General features: G+C 69.3%; 12 protein-coding genes. 10 read left to right on the top strand and 2 right to left on the bottom strand.

All coding sequences use genetic code 11. The features are described from left to right. The 6 genes from C8258_RS30690 to C8258_RS30665 form a co-directional block, all read left to right on the top strand. Positions 1-8921 (top strand): non-ribosomal peptide synthetase (locus C8258_RS30690; RefSeq protein ID WP_146161373.1); only part of this gene is annotated, 8921 nt, incomplete at its 5' end. 525 nt (positions 8922-9446) lie between these two features. Continuing rightward, positions 9447-11177 (top strand): FAD-dependent oxidoreductase, encoded by a 1731-nt coding sequence (locus C8258_RS30685; protein WP_106958112.1) that lies wholly within the window; start codon positions 9447-9449, stop codon positions 11175-11177. 166 nt (positions 11178-11343) lie between these two features. Further along, a complete protein-coding gene (locus C8258_RS30680; RefSeq protein WP_199195905.1) occupies positions 11344-12054 on the top strand; it encodes a type 1 glutamine amidotransferase domain-containing protein in 711 nt (236 codons plus the stop codon). Next, complete coding sequence (locus C8258_RS30675; RefSeq protein WP_106958111.1) at positions 12051-12401, top strand: UBP-type zinc finger domain-containing protein; 351 nt, start codon at positions 12051-12053, stop codon at positions 12399-12401. The genes C8258_RS30680 and C8258_RS30675 overlap by 4 nt, the downstream gene beginning before the upstream one ends. Before the next feature lie 132 nt (positions 12402-12533). After that, positions 12534-13088, top strand: a complete 555-nt coding sequence (locus tag C8258_RS30670; RefSeq protein ID WP_106958110.1) for a flavodoxin domain-containing protein — start codon at positions 12534-12536, stop codon at positions 13086-13088. A gap of 35 nt (positions 13089-13123) precedes the next feature. Continuing rightward, complete coding sequence (locus tag C8258_RS30665; RefSeq protein ID WP_199195904.1) at positions 13124-13636, top strand: flavodoxin domain-containing protein; 513 nt, start codon at positions 13124-13126, stop codon at positions 13634-13636. A 30-nt stretch (positions 13637-13666) separates the two neighbouring features. Here the strand turns inward: C8258_RS30665 and C8258_RS30660 are convergent, their stop codons facing one another. After that, positions 13667-14128, bottom strand: a complete 462-nt coding sequence (locus C8258_RS30660) for a cupin domain-containing protein (RefSeq protein WP_106958108.1) — start codon at positions 14126-14128, stop codon at positions 13667-13669. A 78-nt stretch (positions 14129-14206) separates the two neighbouring features. Here C8258_RS30660 and C8258_RS30655 point away from each other — a divergent pair, with 78 nt between their 5' ends. Then, positions 14207-14797: a TetR/AcrR family transcriptional regulator gene (locus tag C8258_RS30655; protein ID WP_106958107.1), complete on the top strand. Its 591-nt coding sequence runs from the start codon at positions 14207-14209 to the stop codon at positions 14795-14797. Here the strand turns inward: C8258_RS30655 and C8258_RS30650 are convergent. Continuing rightward, on the bottom strand, positions 14790-15692 hold the full coding sequence (locus C8258_RS30650; protein ID WP_106958106.1) for a LysR family transcriptional regulator: 903 nt from the start codon (positions 15690-15692) through the stop codon (positions 14790-14792). The genes C8258_RS30655 and C8258_RS30650 overlap by 8 nt on opposite strands. Positions 15693-15771: 79 nt before the next feature. On the opposite strand from C8258_RS30650, the gene C8258_RS30645 reads away from it, so the two are divergent. The 3 genes from C8258_RS30645 (at position 15772) to C8258_RS30635 (ending at position 18384) form a co-directional block, all read left to right on the top strand. Next, positions 15772-16428 carry an SDR family oxidoreductase gene (locus tag C8258_RS30645; protein WP_106958105.1) on the top strand — a complete coding sequence of 219 codons (657 nt, stop codon included), beginning with the start codon at positions 15772-15774 and terminating at the stop codon, positions 16426-16428. Further along, complete coding sequence (locus C8258_RS30640) at positions 16425-16988, top strand: ester cyclase (RefSeq protein WP_106958104.1); 564 nt, start codon at positions 16425-16427, stop codon at positions 16986-16988. The genes C8258_RS30645 and C8258_RS30640 overlap by 4 nt, the downstream gene beginning before the upstream one ends. Before the next feature lie 169 nt (positions 16989-17157). Continuing rightward, entirely contained in the window at positions 17158-18384 is a 1227-nt protein-coding gene (locus tag C8258_RS30635) for a cytochrome P450 (protein WP_106958103.1), read from the top strand. Positions 18385-18391 lie beyond the last annotated feature (7 nt).

Below are 18391 nucleotides of genomic sequence, written 5' to 3'. Positions count from 1 at the left end.
TGTGCATAGGCGACAGCCACCAGCCGCACACCTTCGGCGACATCCTCACCGCCACCGCCGCCGCCCACCCCGACGCCGTCGCCGCCACCTGCGGCACCGACACCGTCACCTACCGCGACCTCGACCAGCGATCCAACCGGCTCGCGCGGCTGCTGCTGCGCCGCGGCCTCACCCCGCACACCGTGCTCGCCAGCGCGCTGCCACGCTCCCTGGACGCCGTCGTCACCATATGGGCCGCCGCGAAGACCGGCGCCGCGTTCGTGCCGATCGACCCCCGCCTGCCCGCCGACCGCATCGCCTTCCTGCTCGACGACTCCGGCGCCACCCTCGGCATCACCCACACCGGCAGCACCCACCCCGACAGCACCCGCCCGACCCAGCGCATCGACTGGCTCACCCTCGACGACCCCGACACCGCCGACGCCCTCGACACCGAATCCGCCGCACCGATCACCGACACCGAACGCGGGGCCACGCTCACCCCCGACCACACCGCCTACCTCATCTACACCTCCGGATCCACCGGAACCCCCAAAGGTGTCCTGGTCACCCACCGCGGCCTCACCGACCTCGTCGCCGCCCAGCACCGCCTCCTCGGCGTCACCGCCGACTCCGCCGTCCTGCAGGTCGCCTCACCCAGCTTCGACGCCTCGATCTTCGAACTGCTCATGGCCCACGGCGCGGGCGGCCGGCTCGTCGTGTCCCCACCCGACGTCTACGGCGGCCCCGACCTGGCGAAACTCATTCAGTACGAACACATCTCCCACGTCGTGCTGACACCGTCGGCGCTGGCGACCATCCCCGGCGACCGCTTCGACACCCTGCGCGTGCTGGCCACCGCCGGCGAACCCGTCGGACCCGAACTCGTCGACCGGTGGGCGCCCGGACGCACCATGATCAACCTCTACGGACCCACCGAATCCACCATCTGGGCCACCGCCAGCGCACCACTGACCCCCGGCGCGCCGATCACCATCGGCACCCCCGCCGGCCCCGTCACCACCACCGTCCTCGACACCTGGCTGCGGCCCGTCCCGCACGGCGTCGCGGGGGAGCTGTACCTGCTCGGCCCCGGACTCGCCGACGGCTACAAAGACCGCACCGCACTGACCGCGACCCGCTTCGTCGCCTGCCCCTTCGGCGCACCCGGCACCCGCATGTACCGCACCGGCGACATCGTGCGCCGCACCGGCAGCGGCGACCTGGAATTCGTGGGACGCAACGACTTCCAGGTCAAAGTGCGCGGCAACCGCATCGAACTCGCCGAAATCGACGCCGCCCTGGCCAGCCACCCCGACGTCGCCTTCGCCGTCACCGTCCCACGCACCGACGACGGCCGCCCCACCACCCTCGTCTCCTACGTAACACCCGCCGCCGGCACCACCCTGTCCGACACCGACCTGAAAACCACACTCGCCCAGGCACTTCCGCCCTACATGGTGCCCGCCGCCGTCATGATCCTCGACGAGGTGCCGCTCACCCCGACCGGCAAACTCGACCGCGACCGACTACCCCGGCCCCCCGAAACCGCCCGCACCTTCCGCGCACCCACCACCTGGGCCGAAGACATCGTCGCCCGCGCCTACGAACAAGTCCTCGACGCCGAACACGTCGGCGCCGACGACGACTTCTTCGCCCTCGGCGGCGACTCGCTCAGCGCCGCCCTCGTCGCCGCCCGCATCGGCGCCGCCCTCGACGTGCGCATCCCGGTCCGCACCATCTTCGAAGAACCCACCGTCGCCGCACTCGCACGACGCGCCCGCACCCTGCACGGCACCGCCCGCATCCCACTCACCGCCGGCCACCGCCCCGACCCCATCCCGCTGTCGCTGGCCCAGCAACGCATGTGGTTCCTCAACCGCTTCGAACCCGACTCGGCCGCCTACAACATCCCCGTCATGCTGCACCTGTCCGGACGCCTCGACACCGACGCACTGAGCGCCGCACTCGACGACGTCCTCGCCCGTCACGAAGTGCTGCGCACCATCTACCCCGAAACCGACGGCGAACCCCGCCAGCTCATCCTCGACCGGGCACCGGTCACCCTCGAAACCGGCCACCCCGCCCGCGACACCCTCCCGCAACTGCTCACCGAATTCGTGCGCCGCGGCTTCGACGTCTCCACCCAGGTACCGCTGCGCGTCGCCCTGTTCGACATCACCACCGACACCGACACCACCAGCCAATACATGCTGATCCTCGTCGTGCACCACATCGCCGGCGACGGACAATCCATGGGCCCGCTGGCCCGCGACGTCATGACCGCCTACGCCGCCCGCCACACCGGACAACCCCCACACTGGCAGCCACTGCCCGTGCAATACGCCGACTTCGCGCTGTGGCAACGCCGAGTCCTCGGCGCCGCCGACGACCCCACCTCACTGATGTCGACCCAGCTCGACTACTGGCGCACCACCCTCGACCGCGCACCCGACCTGCTCGACCTGCCCACCGACCGGCCCCGGCCCACCGTCGCCACCCTCACCGGCGGCCGCGTCCCCCTCGACATCCCCGCATCCCTGCACCAGCACCTGCAGACACTGGCCCGCGACCACGGCACCTCCCTGTTCATGGTCGTCCACGCCGCACTCGCCGTCCTGCTCGGACGACTCGCCGACACCGACGACATCGTCATCGGCACCCCCGTCGCCGGACGCGGCGAACCCGGCCTCGACGACCTCGTCGGCATGTTCGTCAACACCCTCGCCCTGCGCACCCCCCTCGACCCGGGCGAACCGTTCACCGAACTGCTGGCCCGGACCCGCGACACCGACCTGCAGGCCCTCGATCACGCCGACGTCCCCTTCGAACGCATCGTCGAAGAACTCAACCCGCACCGCACCACCGCCGCACACCCCCTGTTCCAAGTGGTGCTGGCCTTCCAGAACACCGGCGCCATCGACATCGCCCTCCCCGACGTCGCCGTCTCCCGCGCCGACGTCGACACCGGCACCAGCCAATTCGACCTCCAACTCGTCATCTCCGACACCTCCACCGAAACCGGTGCGGCCCAAGGCCTCTCCGGCATGCTGATGTACGCCCGCGACCTGTTCGACCCCGACACCGTCACCGGATTCGTGCATCGACTGCTGCGCATCCTCGAAACCGTCGCCACCACACCCGACATCCCCGTCGGCGACATCGACTGGCTGCACCCCCGCGAACGCCGCACCCTGCTCTCCAGCATCGGCCCACGCACCGCACCCACCCCCGAATCACCGCTGCTGCCCGGCATATTCGCCGACGCCGTCCGCCGCAACCCCGACGGACTCGCCCTCACCACCGGCGAGGACGACCTCACCTACACCGAACTCGACCGGTGCTCCAACCGCCTGGCCCGGCTACTCATCGACCACGGCGCCGGACCCGAAATCCCCGTCCTGGCCGCCGCGCCCCGCTCCGCCGAATCCGTGCTCATCTGGTGGGCCGTGGTGAAAACCGGCGCCACCTACGTACCCGTCGACCCCGCCTACCCGGCCCACCGCATCGACCACATGATCACCGATTCGGCTGCCGCACTGGGCATCACCGTCACCACCGCACGCCACCGACTACCCGACACCGCCCACTGGATCACCCTCGACACCCCCGAAACCATCGCACAGCTCGACACCCACCCCGACAGCCCGATCGACGACCACGACCGGCTACGGCCCCTGCGCCCCACCACCACCGCCTACGTGGTCTTCACCTCCGGATCCACCGGCCGCCCCAAAGGCGTCGCCGTCACCCACACCGGCATCGCCGACCTCGTCGCCACCCAACGCACCGACTACCACATCGAACCCGGCGCCCGATTCCTGCACTTCGCCTCACCGTCCTTCGACGCCTCCCTGATGGAAATCCTGTTCGCCACCGCCGGCGCCGCCACCCTCGTCATCGCACCCCCCGCCACCTACGGCGGCGACGACCTCGCCGACCTGCTACGCACCCGGCACGTCACCCACGCCTTCGTCACCCCCGCCGCCCTCGCCTCGGTCGACCCCACCGGACTCGACGACCTGCAACTGGTGCTCTCCGGCGGCGAAGAAGTCCCCGCCGAACTGATCAACCGGTGGGCAGGCACCGACCGCCGCGGCACCCGCGAATTCCGCATCCTCTACGGCCCCACCGAAACCACCATCCTCGCCACCGCCACCCGGGCGCTGCACCCGGGGGACCGTCCCACCATCGGCACCCCACTACCCGGCATGCACGCGCTGATCCTCGACACCCGCCTGCATCCCGTCCCCGCCGGCGTGGTCGGCGAACTCTACCTGGCCGGTCGCGCACCGGCCCGCGGCTACCTCAACCGCACCGCCACCACCGCCACCCGATTCGTGCCCTGCCCGGCAGGCGAACCAGGCACCCGCATGTACCGCACCGGCGACCTCGTGCGCTGGAACACCCACGGCGACATCGAATTCGTCGGACGCAACGACTTCCAGGTCAAAGTCCGCGGCTACCGCATCGAACTCGGCGAGATCGACGCCGTCCTCGACGCCCGCGCCGACATCGCCTTCGCCGCCACCATCGCCCACCGCCAGGGCAACGCCCCCGCCATGCTGGTCACCTACGTCGTCCCCACACCCGGCGCCACACCCACCGCCACCGAACTGACCACCGCGATCGCCGACGCCCTCCCGCCCTACATGGTGCCCGCCGCCGTCATGATCCTCGACGCGATCCCACTGTCGCCCAACGGAAAACTCGACCGCAACGCACTACCCGAACCCGTCCTGCACACCGAAACATTCCGCGCACCCGCCTCACCGGTCGAGGAAATCGTCGCCGGCATCTTCGCCGACCTCCTCGGCCTCGACACCGCCATCGGCGCCGACGACAACTTCTTCGACCTCGGCGGCAACAGCCTCGTCGCCACCCGCGCCGCCGCCCGCATCGGCGCCGCCCTCGACACCCGCGTCCCCGTCTCGATGATCTTCGACGCACCCACCGTCGCCAAACTCGCCGCCCGCGCCGAATCCCACGCCGACACCCGCCGCATCGCCCTCACCGAACAACCACGCCCACACCACCTCCCGCTGTCCTACGCACAACAGCGCATGTGGTTCCTCAACCGCTTCGAACCCGACACCCCCGCCTACAGCATCCCCATCGTCATCCGGCTCACCGGCCGCCTCGACACCGACGCCCTGCACGCCGCCATCGGCGACGTCATCACCCGGCACGAAGTACTGCGCACCATCTACCCGGCCGTCGACGGCGAACCCACCCAGAAAATCCTCCCACCCGCCGACGCCGTCCCACCCCTGCCCGTCACCCGCATCGCCGAAACCGAACTCCCACACACCCTCTCGTCGCTGCTGGCCACCGTCTTCGACGTCACCACCACCGTGCCGCTGCGCATCCGGCTCTACGACATCGGCGACGACACCTGGATCCTCGCCCTCGTCGTCCACCACATCGCCGGCGACGGATCCTCCCTGGCACCACTGGCCCGCGACCTCACCATCGCCTACACCGCACGACTCGACGGCGACGCCCCCGCCTGGCCACCCCTGCCCGTCCAATACGCCGACTACGCCCTCTGGCAACGCACCGTCCTCGGCGACGACAGCGACCCCGACTCGCTCCTGCACGCCCAGATCGACTACTGGACAACACAACTCGCCGACGTCCCCGCACTGCTCGCCCTGCCCACCGACCGGCCGCGACCGCCCGTGCAAACCTACGCCGGCGCCGCCGTGCCCCTCACCGTCGACCCCGAACTCCACGCCGGGCTCCAACACATCGCCCGCGCCCACAACACCACCCTGTTCATGGTCTTCCACGCCGCCCTCGCCGCCGTCCTCGCCCGCCTCGCCGGCACCGACGACATCACCATCGGCACCCCCTACGCCGGACGCGGCGAACCCGAACTCGACGACCTCGTCGGCATGTTCGTCAACACCCTCGTCCTGCGCACCCACGTCGGCACCGACATGACGTTCACCGACCTGCTCGAACAGGTCCGCGACACCGACCTCGCCGCCTTCGGCCACGCCGACGTCCCGTTCGAACGACTCGTCCAGGAACTCAACCCCGCCCGCTCCCACGCCCACCACCCCCTGTTCCAGGTGATGCTCGCCTTCCAGAACCTCACCGGCACCGAATTCGAACTCCCCGAACTCACCCTCTCCGCCGTCGAAGCCGACCTCGACACCTCCCTGTTCGACCTGCAGATCACCGTCTCCGACAGCTACGACGACCACGGCGGCCCCGCCGGCATCACCGGCGGCATCACCTACGCCCGCGACCTGTTCGACCCCGACACCGTCACCGCCATCGCCGCCCGCCTCGACCGGCTGCTACGCGCCCTCGTCGCCGACCCCACCCGGCTCGTCCACGACGTCGACCTGCTCGACGCCGACGAACGCCACGACGTCGTGGTCCGCTGGAACTCCACCCAGCACGCCCTGGCCACCGACGAGACACTGACCTCCATGTTCGCCGGCGCCGTACCGGCATACCGCGACCGCACCGCCGTCACCTACGACGACGAGTCCCTGACCTACGCGCAGTTCTCCGCCCGCGTCAACCGGCTCGCACGCTGGCTCATCACCCGCGGCGTCGGCCCGGAAAAGCTGGTCGCCGTCCGGATGCGCCGCTCACTCGACCAGGTCACCGCCCTCTACGCCGCCCTCGCCGCCGGCGGCGGATACGTGCCCGTCGACCCCGACCTGCCCGCCGACCGCATCGACTACATGCTGGCCACCGCCGACCCCGTCGTCGTCCTGTCCACCCTCGACGGCATCGACCTGTCCGGCTTCGACGACACACCCGTCACCGACCGGGAACGCCACGCCGCACTGCGACCCGACAACACCGCCTACGTCCTGTTCACCTCCGGATCCACCGGCCGGCCCAAGGGCGTCGCCGTCCCGCACGGCGCGGCCGCCAACCAGATCCGCTGGCTCAGCGACGAATACGAACTCACCGCCGACGACGTGGTCCTGCAGAAGACACCGGCCACCTTCGACGTCTCGGTCTGGGAACTGTTCGCCACCCTCGGCGTCGGCGCCCGCCTCGTCATCGCCCGCGCCGACGGCCACACCGACCCCGCCTATCTCGCCGAAATCATTGCCGCACAACAGGTCACGATCACCTCGTTCGTGCCGTCCATGCTCGCCGTCTTCGCCGAGGCCGCACCCGCGCGCACCCTGACCTCGCTGCGCGCGCTGCTCATAGGGGGAGAGGCATTCGGTTCCGACACCGTGGCCGCCGTCCGGCGCGTACTGCCCGACGTCGAACTCGACAACCTGTACGGACCCACCGAATTCACCGTGCACGTCACCTCCCACCGCGTCACCGCCGCCGACCAGGGCAGTGTGCCGATGGGCCGGCCCGTCTGGAACGCCCGCGCCTACGTCCTCGACGCCCGGCTCAACCCCGTGCCGCCCGGAGTGGCGGGGGACCTGTACCTCGCGGGCACCCAGATCGCCCGCGGCTACCACGCCCGCCCCGGCCTCACCGCCGAACGGTTCGTGCCCGACCCCTACAACGACGGCGGGCGCATGTACCGCACCGGCGACCTCGTGCGGCGCCGCCGCCGCGACGGCGAACTGGAATACCTGGGCCGCACCGACTTCCAGGTCAAACTGCGCGGCCTGCGCATCGAACTCGGCGAAATCGAAACCGTGCTCGCCGAACATCCCGGCGTCGCCCGCGCCATCGCCGTCGTCCACTCCAGCGAGATCGCCGCCCAGCTCGTCGGCTATCTCGTACCCGCCGCCGGCGCCACCGTCGACACCGACGCCGTCCTCGCGCACGCCGCCGCCGAACTGCCCAACTACATGGTGCCCGCCACGCTCATGGTGCTCGACACCGTGCCGCTCACCGCATCCGGCAAACTCGACCGTGCCCGGCTACCCGAACCGGTGGCCGCGGTAGGGGAGTTCCGCGAACCGTCGTCCTGGCTGGAAGGCGAGATCGCCCGCGCGTTCGAACACGTCCTCGGCGTCACCCACGTCGGAGCCGACGACGACTTCTACGCCCTCGGCGGCAACTCGCTGCGCTCGGTGCAGGTCGCCAGCGAACTCACCAAGGAACTGCACTTCGAGATCCCGCTCGGATGGATGCTGTCGGATCCGAATCCGGCCGACCTCGCCAAGCGCATCGAAACCGGAATGAGCAACGGGCACCACGAATCCGGGCCTGCCGCCTTCGGATTGGACGTCGTGCTGCCGATCCGCACCGGCGGCAGCCGGCCACCACTGTTCTGCATCCATCCCGCCTCGGGACTGTCGTGGTGCTATTACACCTTCGGTGACCACCTCGCCGGCGACCGCCCGATCTACGGCCTGCAGGCGCCGCAGATCGGTGGGGAAGTGCCCGGCCCGCAGACGTTCGAGGAGATCGCGCGCCGCTACTTCGAGGAGATCCGCGCCATCCAGCCGCACGGGCCCTACCATCTGCTCGGCTGGTCGCTGGGCGGGCAGATCGCGCACGCCGTCGCCGCCGAAATGCGTTCGGCCGGTGAGGAAGTCGCGTTGCTGGCGCTGCTGGACGCGGAAGCCGAGGGGATCGACGCCACGGAGGTCGCCGAGGCCACGCCAGGGGAGTTGATCAGCAATCTCGGCCCGGTCATGGGCATCGATGTCGTCGGCGCCGACGCGACCGCCGAAGAGGCCGCCGACCTGATCCGCCGACAGTTGGGCGACAGCTTCGCCATCGACGCCGCGACCATCGAACGCATGACCGACGCCTACAACCTCTCGATCCGCGCCGCGAGTGCCTGGCAGCCGCCGGTACTCGATGCCGACATGCTGTATTTCACCGCCACGACGGACCGGCGCGCCGACGCCACGGGCCACGAGGGATGGGCTCGGTTCGTCAGCGGTCAGATTTCGAACGTCGATATCGCCGCCGAGCATCTGGCGATGACCGAACCCGCTGTGGTCGCCGAGATCGCGAAGATCCTCAACCGCCGACTGGATCGGTGAGGGGATGGGATGGGTCTTCGGGGCCGGACCGCCATTACTTGACATAATGTAGATTATCGGCGCAATGGAACGAGCGCTGGAGGCTGCGTTTACGCTTGTGTGTCAGTGTGTTTCGCGCGGGCGTCGGCGCCTCGGCTCATCGCTCGGCTTTCTTCTGTCTGCTTCCGACGGTGCTCGATGCCGCCGAAGTCTCGTGCAAATCCGCCGAAATCCGCCTGATGAACTTTTTCGCCTCAGGTCCGATTTGCCGGAAAATTTTCTGCTGCTCGCGCCAGGTCTACTCCGCCCCCTTATCGGCCACTTCCCCAGCTTCCCGGACTCCTGTCATAAAACGTCACAGTGACGTAATAATGGTGGCCGGCTGGGCTCTTGGCAACGAGTTGAGATCCGGATCCGCTGAACGTCACTGTGCGCCTTGCCGGCCCATTGTGACTCAGGGGCAGTGCACACCGCACGGTTTGGTACCCGCCACGAGAACCTCGCGGGCCCGGTGGTGACTTGTTAGCGTCCTCGGCAGGAGGTGTCATGAAGGCAGCGCGGCCTTTCGATGTCGATGTGGTGATCGTCGGATCCGGATTCGGCGGCAGTGTGACGGCATTGCGATTGGTGGAAAAGGGATATTCGGTCGCGGTGCTCGAGGCCGGGCGGCGCTACGAGGACGCCGACTTCGCCACCACGAGCTGGGATCTGCGGCGCTATCTGTGGGCGCCGGCACTGGGCTGCTACGGCATCCAGCGGATCCACCGGCTACGCGACTGCTTCATCCTCGCCGGCGCCGGAGTGGGCGGCGGATCGCTCAACTACGCCAACACCCTCTACAAGCCGGGCCGCGCGTTCTTCGAGGACCGCCAGTGGGCCGAGATCACCGACTGGGACGGCGAACTCACCCCGCACTACGACCAGGCCCGGCGCATGCTCGGTGTCGTGGAGAATCCGCACACCACTCCGGCCGACGAGATCATCCGCTCGGTGGCCGAGGAGATGGGCGTCGCCGACACCTACGTCCCGACCCCGGTCGGCGTGTATTTCGGCGAGCCCGGAGTGGTGAGCCCGGACCCCTATTTCGGCGGCGCCGGACCCGAGCGCACCGGCTGCATCGAATGCGGCGAATGTATGACCGGTTGCCGGCACGGCGCGAAGAACACGCTGGTCAAGAACTATCTGGGTTTGGCCGAACGCGCTGGGGTGCAAGTACATTCGATGACGACCGTGACCGCGCTGCGACCGCAGGACGACGGCAGTTGGCGCGTCGAGACGCGCCGCACGGGCCGATTCCGGGGTGGGCGGCGCAGCTTCTCGGCGCGGTACGTGGTGCTGGCGGCGGGGACCTGGGGGACGCAGCGGTTGCTGTTCCGGATGCGTGACACCGGGGTGCTGCCCGCGCTGTCGCCGCAGCTGGGCGTGCTGACCCGCACGAATTCCGAGGCGATTCTGGGTGCGGGCCGCACCCGGGTGGACACCGGCCTGGATCTGACGGCGGGCGTGGCGATCACGTCGTCGTTCCATCCGACCGCCGACACCCATATCGAGCCGGTGCGCTACGGCAAGGGTTCGAACACGATGGGGCTGTTGCAGACCTATCTGGTCGACGGCGGGAAGGCGGTGCCGCGGTGGGTGCGGGTGCTGGCGATCGCGGCCACCCATCCCCTGCGGACGGTGCGGTTGTTGCGCACCCGGCGATGGAGTGAGCGGACGCTGATTCTGCTGGTGATGCAGAGCCTGGACAATTCGATCACCACGTTCACCCGGCGTGGGCTGTTCGGCCGCCGCTACACCAGCAGGCAGGGCTACGGTGAGCCCAATCCGTCGTGGATTCCGGCCGGCCACGAGGTGACGCGGCGGGTGGCGGACAAACTCGGCGCCACCGCGGGCAGTACCTGGCCCGATATTTTCGGTGTGCCGATGACGGCGCATTTCATCGGCGGGTGTGTGATCGGCGGCGACCGTGAGCACGGTGTGATCGATCCGTATCACCGCGTGCACGGATATCCGACGTTGAGCATCGTGGACGGGTCGGCGATCTCGGCGAACCTCGGGGTGAATCCGTCGTTGACGATCGCCGCGCAGGCCGAGCGGGCGGCGTCGATGTGGCCGAATAAGGACGAGCGCGATCCGCGGCCGCCGATGGATCTGCCCTACCGGCGCATCGATCCGATCGCGCCGGTAGCCCCCGTCGTTCCGAACTCCTCCCCTGCCGCGTTGCGGCTGCCGATCGTGGAGGTCCGGCACACGGCCGCGGACGGTCAGCCGGCCTGAACCGTCACGGCTCCGGTCCTCGGCATCGGCGCGTGACGCGGCAGTCGGCGCGCGGCAGCCCGTGTTAGGTTGTGATCGATGTCACGCGGCCGGTGGTCTTCCGGGATCGGACGACAGTGATCTCGGACGGCCGGTCGCCCATCGCATCGACCGGAAGGAGATCGCCGTGGCCACCGACCGGATTCTGGTCATCGTCACCAATGCCGGGGAATACGAGAAGGTCGGCTATCGCACCGGGCTGTGGCTCGGCGAGCTGACCCACTTCTACGACTACGTCACCGAACACGGCTACATCGTCGACATCGTCGACATCGCCAGTCCCGCAGGCGGATTCGTGCCCATCGATCCGGAGAGCCTGGCCCACGACGTCCTCGCCGATCTCGGCACCGACCGCCGCTACCGCGACCGGGAATTCATGGATCTGCTCGACCGCACGCGCAGTATCGGCGAGATCGAGGTCGAGGATTACGACGCGATCTACTTCACCGGCGGGCACGGGGTGATGTTCGACTTCGCCGGCGACGATCTGGGCGCGCTCACCGCGGCCTTCCACGACAGCGGCCGCGTGGTGTCGGCGGTGTGTCACGGTCCGGTCGGATTGCTGAACGTCCCGTTGGAGAGCGGGGCGGCGCTGATCGCCGGGCGGCGGGTGACCGGGTTCTCGTGGCCGGAAGAGGAGGCCGCTCAGCGTGCCGACGCGGTACCGTTCAGTCTTCAGGACGAACTCGTGAAATTGGGCGCCGACTACAGCATGGCCGACGAGCCGTTCGGACCTTACGTCGTCACCGACGGGCGGCTGATCACCGGTCAGAACCCCGCCAGTGCGCGCGGCGTGGCCGAAGCGGTGGTCGCGACCCTGAAAGGAGAGCAGCGGTGAGCGATTCCGGCAGCGATATCGACGTCGAGGTGCCCGCCAGCGGAACCGGGTGTGCGGAATGTGTCGCCGCCGGCGGTTGGTGGGTGCATCTGCGTCGGTGCGCGCGCTGCGGGCATGTGGGGTGCTGCGACACCTCCCCCGCCCAGCACGCCACCGCCCATTTCCGCAGCACCGGCCATCCGATCATCCAGAGCTTCGAACCGGGTGAGGACTGGTTCTACGACTACCGCGACGGCGCGGTCGGCGAGGGACCGGAGCTCGCGCCACCGACGAGCCACCCGGAGACGCAGCCGGTGCCGGGGCCCGCGGGGAAGGTGCCCGCGGACTGGCAGGACCATATCCACTGACGCATCCGCGGCGCCGGGTCCCAATGTTGGGCCCGGCGGTTTCGCGGGGCGGTCCACCGGTGACGTTCGTCCTCTTCGCATGAGGTACGCCGCCTCTGGGAGGGGGCGAGGCCCGGGGCGCAGGCTCGACACATGACTCACGAAACTGTTCGCATCGCAGTCGTTTTCGCCTCGTCGCAGGGGTCGACCCGGGAGATCGCCGACTATATCGGGGCCGCGCTGGCCAACCGGGGAGCCGATGTGGAGGTGGCCGATGTGGCGCATGCGCCCGAGTTGTCGCGGTTCGACGCGGTGATCCTCGGCAGTGCCGTGCACAACATGGATGTGCTTCCCGAGATGTCGGGGTTCGTTCGGAGTCATCGTTACGAGCTGGCCGCGATGAATGTGTGGCTGTTCACCGTGGGGCTCGGACCGGCGCTGCGGGGGCCGATCGGGCGGCGGATGGGCAATATCGTGCCGCCGAAGATCGCCGCGGTGCGCGATTCGATCCATCCGGTCGGCTACCGCGCCTTCGCGGGCCATTTCGAGAACGTGGGAGTGTCGTTGAAGGCGCGGATCATCTACCGCCTGCTCGGCGGCGGGCGCTTCGGTGACCTGCGCGACTGGCCCGCGATCGGCGAATGGACGGCGACGATCGGGCGGATCCTGCTTCTGCCCCAGCCCGCCGCGAATATCGCCTACCCGTAGTCCGCCCCCCGCGGCCGGTGAGAAGAAGGTGCACCGTGACATCGGAACCTGTTCTCGTGGCGTACGGCTCCACACGGGGCGGTACTGCCGAAATGGCGGAGTGGATCGGCGAATCGCTGCGCTCGGCCGGTGTCGACGCCGAGGTCCGCAATGCGCGTGAGGTTCGCTCCCTCGACGGCTATGGGGCGGTGGTCCTCGGCGGTGCGCTCTACACCGGCCGCTGGCATCGTCACGCCCGCCGCTTCGCCCGTCGTTTCGCGCGGCAGTTGCGCACGCGGCCGGTGTGGCTGTTCGCCAGTGGGCCGCTGGACGATTCGCTCGCCTCGGGCGGTTCCGGGAAGGTTCCGGGGATCAAAGCCGTCGAGCGGACCGTGCGTCGCGTGAATGCCCGGGATTACACGATTTTCGGTGGCCGTTTGGAGGCCGATGCCCACGGTTTCCCGGCGGCGGCGATGGCCAAGACGATGGCGGGTGATTTCCGTGACCCGCAGCATGTTCGGGAGTGGGCGAGCGACCTCGCCGCGGAGCTTGCACCGGGCCCGCGCTGAACCCTCCCCTGGACCGGTGTCGGGTTCCGTTCAGTGCTCGTCGTAGTGGATGCTGTGCGCGGCGGCGATGGGGTTGATCTTGCGTGGGTCGAGCGCGCCGTCGGTGAGTACGGTGGGTCCCGCTTCGAACAGGTCTTCCAGATAGCATTCCCATCCGCCCGGCGACGAGATCTGCACGAGTCTGGGTGGTGGGTTCGAGACCGCGCGCAGGGCGTGTGGAATCCCGTGTGGCAGGAGGACGAAGGTTCCGGCCGGTGCGACGAAGGACCGGTCGTCGAAGTCGACTCCGAGTTCGCCGCTGAGCACATAGATGCTTTCGTCGGCCACATCGTGGGTGTGTCGTGGGATATCGCGGGCCAGGGTCACTTCGAGCAGTGAGAACCGGCCTTCGGTGTCGGCGGTGGTGGCCTTGACCGCGAAGGCCGGCGGTATCGGAACCCGGCCCGGGCGTACCTCACCTGGGGTCAGTCGGAGAAATCTGTTGTGTGACATCGTGCTACCCTTCCGACGAAAGCGGAAGCGGAATCCGCTTCCGTCTCGATGGTAGCCGGAAAGGACGGACAGGTGTCAATGCCCGCGACGCCACGAAAGCCCCGCGCCGACGCGGCACGCAACCGCGACCGCCTCTTGGGCGCGGCTCGAGAATTGTTCGCCGAGAAGGGCTCTCAGGTGCAGTTGCCCGACGTGGCGCGCGCCGCGGGTGTCGGAGTCGGCACGGTCTATCGCCACTTCCCCACGCTCGCGGAGCTTGTCGACGCGGCCGCCGAACAGCGCTTCGCGGAGATCGAGAATTACGCTCGCGCAGAATGTCTGGCTCACGCCGGCGCCGGTGAGGGGCTGCAGCGCTATCTGATGCATGTGGGTGAGCTACTCAGCGCCGATCGCGGCCTGTCGGCGGCCATCGAAGCCACCCGCCGGTCGTCGGGCAGCGAGCCGCGCGGCTCGTCGCGTGCCCGGCTGGAAGCTGTTGTCGGCGAGATCATCGCGCGCGATCGCGCGGCCGGTGCGCTGCGAGAGGACTGCACCGCCGCCGACGCCTACCTGCTCGTCGGGGCGATCTCGGCGACGATTCGCACCGGCAGCGGGGATTGGCGGCGCCTGCTCGAACTGATGCTCGACGGTCTGCGGCCGCGCAACTCGGAGCCGTCGCGGATCAGGTGAGTTGCCGTGCGGCCGAGGGATTCATCGGAACGCCGCGGCGGACGAGGTCGGAGGCGAAGCGGCGCAGTAGTGGGTCGGCAGGGGTGGCGAGCAGGCAGACGAGATCGCGAGACACGCTGGGGTGCAGGCGTTTCAGGGTGCCCGGCAGGCCGGGGCCGAGGGTGGTGACGGGCACCAGGGCAATGCCGAGTCCGGCCGCGGCCAGTTGCGCCGCGGTGGCCGCCTGCCGGGTGCGCATGACCGGGCTGAGCGTGACGCCGTGGGCGGCGGCCCGGGCGTCGAGCCAGCCGGCGAGGCCGTTGTCGCGGTGGTAGTGCACCAGCGGTTGATCGCGCAGGTCGTCGAAGCCGAGACGGTCGTGCCGGTTCAGAGGATGGCCCGCGGGAAGGACGGCCACGATCTCTTCGGTGCCGACGAGTTCGGTTGCGCCGGTCCAGCGAGTCGGCCGGGGCCCCAATGTCAGGTCGGCCGACCCGGATTCGAGGTGGCGGACGAGGTCGTCGGCGCTCGTTGCCTCGGTGAGCGTGACGCGCACCGCGGGGTGGCGGCGAAACCAGGTGCGCAGGACGGGGGCGAGCAGACTCGCGGTCAGGCTTTCCGCGCACGCCAGCCGCAGGAGGCCGCCTTCGCCTTCGGCCACGGCCTTGCCGCCGTCGACGACGCGAGCGGCCGCGGTCACCGCCGTACGGGCGTCGGCCTCGACGGCGCGGCCGATAGCGGTGGCGCGCACCCCGCGCGGCAGTCGTTCCAGGACCGGTGCGCCGATCTCCCGTTCGAGCGCCGCCAGCTGGTGTGACAGCGCGGGCTGCGACATGTGCAGGGCGGTGGCGGCGTCGGTGATCGACCCGGCGTCCAGCACGGCGATGAGGCATTCCAGTGCCCGCAGAGTTGGCATTCGCAAATCCTATGGCATGGATTGAAAACATTCATCTGGCGAAGGGATTATCTTTCGCCGGTGCGCTGCTGAACCGGGCATGACAACGCTGCAAGACAAGAAGATGCTCATCATCGGCACCGGATCGGGCGTCGGCCGCCGGATCGCCCTCGACGCCGAAGCGCGAGGGGCACAGGTGGTTTCGGTGGGCCGGCCCGAAGTGGACCTGGCAGACGAGGCAACCGTGCGCGCCGTGGCCGAACGTATCGGCGAGGTGGACTACCTGGTGTCACCAGCCGCCGACCACGCCAACGGTCCGGTCACCACACTCGACCACGATGCGGTGCGCCGCGCCTTCGATGCCAAGGTGATCGGGCCGATCCTGCTCGCCAAACACTTCGCTCCGCGATTTCGCGCCGGAGGTGCGATGCTGCTGTTCTCCGGTGTCGCGGCGTGGCGGCCGGCCCCGGGGCGGGCGGTGATGGCCACCACCAACGCGGCGGCCGCCGCTCTGGCCGAGGCGCTGGCGGTCGAGCTGGCGCCGGTGCGCGTCACCGCGATCTCCCCCGGCATCGTCGACTCGGGTGTGTGGGACGGCCCGGGAAAAGAGGAGTTCTTCCGGACCGTCGCCCATCGCAATCCGGCTCGCCGGGTCGGGACACCGGCCGACATCTCCGCCGCGGCACTGCTGGCGCTGACCAACCCCTTCCTCACCGGCACCACCCTGCATGTCGACGGCGGCGGGAGACTGGCATGAGGATGAGGATCGCGCTGTTCGTCTGCGCCGCACTGCTTCTCGGTGCCTGCTCGGCGCAGCCGCCGCACCCGGCCGACCCCGTCGACCGTTCCGGCGACCTGGTCGTACCGCGAGCCGTGCACATCGACGGCGGACTCGGCGCCGACCGGGCCGCACGCGAAGTTCGTGCGGCACAACGGCTCTACACCTTCTGGAACACCGGCAACGTCGACTACCTCCGGCAAGCTGTCACACCGTCGTTCCGCGACAACACCCTGCCGCCGGGCCGGCCCCAGGGACCGGCCGGACCCGCCGCGGCGTCGAAGGCCTTCCGCGCCGCCGTCCCCGACCTCACCTGTGAGCTGTCGGATTTGTACGTCACCGGAGACACCCTCACGGCACGGCTGGTCTTCCGCGGCCATTTCATCGGCAGTTACAACGGGGCCGGCGGTTCCGGGCAGGCCATCGAATTCGACGCCATCGACATCCAGCACCTCGGCGACGACCACGCCCGGATCATCGAGGATTGGCATATCGAGGACAACCTGAGGTTCCTGCGCCAGATCGGGCAGACACCGTGACCGCCGTTCCGATCGGCGGGGTGGGACCGAGCGCTCCCAATATCGCCTTACGGCCGGATTGACACCTGTAAGGTGCAGGCTGCCGGGGTCGTGCGATGGCGCCCGGCAGCCGCCGACAGGCGATCTCCTGATGTGGGCAAGCGTGATGTGGGCAAGGAGGTGACACGTCGTGCACGGGGACATCGACCTCACCGACCTGGACCGGTTCACCAACGGCTTCCCGCATCCGATATTCGATCGGCTGCGACGCGAGGCGCCGGTCTGGTTTCATCCGCCCACCGCGCACAGCCCCGGTGGCGACGGTTTCTGGGTGCTCAGCCGATACGGCGACATCGTCGCCGCGGCCACCGACACCACGGTCTTCTCCTCCGAATCCGGCGGCGGACGCGACGGCGGCGGCACGACGCTCGAGGATATGCCGCTGGGCGTGCCGGTCGGGGCGCTGCTGAACATGATGGACGACCCCCGCCACGCGAAGATCCGTCGCCTGCTCGCACCCAGCACCACCCCGCGGGCGCTGCGGCGGATCGAGGACGACCTGCGCCGGCGCGCGGCCGCCATCGTGGATGCGGCGGTGGCGAAGGGCGAGTGCGACTTTCTCACCGATGTGGCTGCGGAACTGCCGCTGCAGGCCGTCGCCGAGCTGGCCGGTGTGCCGCAAGCCGATCGCCACGAACTGATGAACTGGGCCGACGTCACCCTGGACTACGATGGCCGCGAAGTCGGCGAGGTCGACGACCGTCTCGCCCGGGCACAGGCCCGCATGTTCGCCTATGCCGCGGGCCTGCTGCAGCGCAAACGCGGCGCACCGGGTGCGGATCTGTTGTCGGTGATCACGCACGCCCTCGTCGACGGCGAGCCGCTGACCGACGCCGAACAACACCTGTTCTTGAGCCTGATCGTCGCCGCGGGCAGCGAGACCACACGCAACTCCATCGCTCTCGGCATGGCCGCGCTCAGCGAATCGCCGCAACTGTGGAAACAGTTGCAGCAGGACAGGACTCGCCTCCCGGCCGCGGTCGAGGAGATGTTGCGCTGGGCGTCCTCCACCCCCTACAACCGGCGCACGGCCACCGCGGACGTGTGGATCGGCAGCCACCGCATCGCCGCCGGTGACAAGGTCACGCTGTGGTGGGCCTCGGCCAACCGCGACGACAGTGTGTTCACCGATCCCCACCGGTTCGACATCACCCGAAACCCCAACCCGCACCTGGCTTTCGGGCGGGGCGTGCATTTCTGCCTGGGCGCCTCGCTCGCGCGGATGGAGATGCGGGTCATGTTCGACGCGCTGCTCGATCGGGTCGAAACCCTCACTCCGCGTGGGCCCGTCGAGTACGTCCGCAGCAACAAACACAGCGGTATCCGGCATATGCCGGTCACGATCGGCGCCCGATGAGCGCCGA

The sequence above is a fragment of the Nocardia sp. MDA0666 genome (genome assembly GCF_003023875.1).
Lineage (GTDB): Bacteria > Actinomycetota > Actinomycetes > Mycobacteriales > Mycobacteriaceae > Nocardia > Nocardia aobensis.
Note: the sequence above shows the minus strand (reverse complement) of the source record. Positions and strands in the feature narration are given on the sequence as shown.